The following is a 1,841-nucleotide window of genomic DNA, read 5'->3' as shown; positions in this document are numbered from 1 at the left end:
ACCTCATTGAAAATAATAATAAAGGATTAAAACATCATGCGAAGTTAAAAGAACAATTCCCAAACGAGGCATCACTGGAACGATTCGTTTGTACATATTACAGTGACTATAATCGAAAGCAAGCTGCTCGAATCCATTTAGGGTTCAATGCGGCCGAAAGTGATTTAGTGAATATGTTTGATAATCCTAATCGGTAAGAACAGCCTAAAATGCTTGCAGGAACGTTTACACATTTATCTTGACACTATCGTTTTTTATAATAAAATATTGCGTAGGAAAGAAACATCATATATAATAAATTACATAATTTGATATACAGTGATGGGGTTCACTTATTTATTCGTTATAAACGTAATGACTCCTACTCAGATATGGTGAGTAGGAGTCATTACGTTTTTGTGCGTGCTAGGCATGAACCGTATTCAAGTACGGCTGCCATCATGTTGGGAGTGGTGGTATCAAGGTGGAGAAGATTGCGGAGGATATATCTAAAAGAAACGTAAGAAACGGCGGATGCAGATATGCTGTTTATAACAGCGGAGCATTTTAGTATCAGGTCTACCAATGGGGGAAATGGTAATGGGGGAAAACTGGTGTTGTACTAAATGGTGCAAACAGTGATAAGTGCGTACGGCTAGCCAATTGAGGGACAGCCTTCTAATTAAGTATGTAAGGAGTGGTTCTTTTGAATAATAAATTTGTTTTTTGTATCAATTCTGATTTACAAATGCTCAAGGAGTATACTGCAATGAAAATGGAATTGGCGGCACTCATCCGCAGCATGCAGCGGGATATCATGAAACGCAAACAAAAGCATGCAGCAGAACAGCTCAATGAACTTAGTATAAAGTTGGCAGAAGACCATTTTACATTAGCTGCACTGGGTCAATTTAAACGAGGGAAAAGTTCACTTATGAACGCTATCTTAGGGAGTCCTTTGCTGCCGGCCGGTATATTGCCCTTGACTAGCGCTATTACCATTATAAAGTATGGTCCGGTAGAAAAATTGATTGTATCACAAGATAATTCCCTTTTTAAGAAAGAACTTCCGATAGAACAACTGGCCGAATATGTAACGGAAAAAGAAAATCCATCTAATATAAAACAGGTGCGCTCAGCCTGCATCGAGCTGCCACTTCCTATATTGCGGCGCGGCGTGGAATTTGTTGATACACCTGGAATAGGTTCAGCAATTACGGCAAATACGGCTACGACATATTCCTTTTTACCTCAATGTGACGCGGTCATGTTTGTGATGAGTGCAGATAGTCCTGTAACGAGTACGGAATTAGATTTTCTGCACAGTATATCAAGCTATGTCGAGAAAATTTTTTTTGTCATCAATAAAATAGATATGGTAGAAGCGAGTGAAGTAGAACAAATCTTGGATTTTACCGGCACATTGCTCAGTAAGGAATTACATTGCCAAGATATACTGTTGTTTCCTGTATCGGCACAAGCGGGTCTGGAGGCAAAATGTCAATTAGATGAAACAAGCATATGCAGCGAGTGGTTTGAAAGCGTTGGAGGAAGAATTAGCTTTGTTTCTTGCTAAAGAGAGCGGCCATGTATTTCTTTTGAAGGTCGTTCGACAGGGAGTGTAAAATGAAGTGTGTAAGTTACCGGTAACCAATTTACTAACTTACGCACTTCATTTTTTTGTCGAGGTGCGGTACACTATCAGAAAGCAGGTTGAAAGGAATTGAGTACAGCACTGATGAAGAAACGTAGAAACCCGAGTGAGAAAGGCCAGGCAATCGCCAAGCTCATCATGGAACAATACCAGCCGAAGACGCAGGAAGACATGCAGATAGCGCTGAAGGACGTGTTCGGTCCTATCT

At 40.1% G+C, this 1,841-nt stretch carries 1 protein-coding gene and 1 pseudogene; both read left to right on the top strand.

Annotation, left to right across the window (positions count from 1 at the left end; genetic code table 11):
* A pseudogene (locus AB840_RS17950) lies at nt 1-197 on the top strand (IS256 family transposase); the annotation flags it as partial.
* A gap of 551 nt (nt 198-748) precedes the next feature.
* Nucleotides 749-1,555 (top strand): dynamin family protein, encoded by an 807-nt coding sequence (locus AB840_RS15180; protein ID WP_159445855.1) that lies wholly within the window; start codon nt 749-751, stop codon nt 1,553-1,555.
* Nucleotides 1,556-1,841: the final 286 nt, after the last annotated feature.

The organism is Megasphaera cerevisiae DSM 20462 (genome assembly GCF_001045675.1).
GTDB lineage: Bacteria > Bacillota > Negativicutes > Veillonellales > Megasphaeraceae > Megasphaera > Megasphaera cerevisiae.
This window is presented reverse-complemented; position numbering and strand designations above follow the sequence as displayed.

Excerpts from the sequence above, each read along its gene's own strand:
- AB840_RS15180 (WP_159445855.1), top strand. The coding sequence starts at position 749 with ATGAAAATGGAATTGGCGGCACTCATCCGCAGCATGCAGCGGGATATC.